The sequence below is a fragment of the Streptomyces sp. NRRL WC-3549 genome, assembly GCF_000721935.1.
GTDB lineage: Bacteria > Actinomycetota > Actinomycetes > Streptomycetales > Streptomycetaceae > Streptomyces.
On sequence record NZ_KL585423.1, the window covers coordinates 203,105 to 203,517 of the forward strand.

Sequence of the window (413 nt, forward strand, 5' to 3'; positions counted from 1 at the left end):
CCCGCGGGGAGACGTATCCGCAGCCCCCTCCGGCGGACACCGAACCCGGGGCGCCGCACTCCGGCGGCCGGGGCCTGCTGCTCGTCGCCGCCCTCACCGACCACTGGGACTGCGTACCCCACCCACCCGGAGGCAAGACCGTCCGCGCCGAACTGTCGACGGCTTGAACCGAACCCAGAACATGGTCCACGGCTGGCGGGAAGGGGCGCGGACCCGTCAGGCGTTCTCGTCGTGATTCCGCGCCCCCAGGTCCTCCGCCCACTCCAGCGCCGGCCGCTCCGGCCCATGGTTTCGGACGTCCCTCTCCCCTCGTCTTTCCCGCTGCACCGAGCAACGCTCCTCCACGGGATCGACCGCGATGACACCGCCTACAGCCTGGACACCTTCAACGTCACTCGGGACAACGACATCAA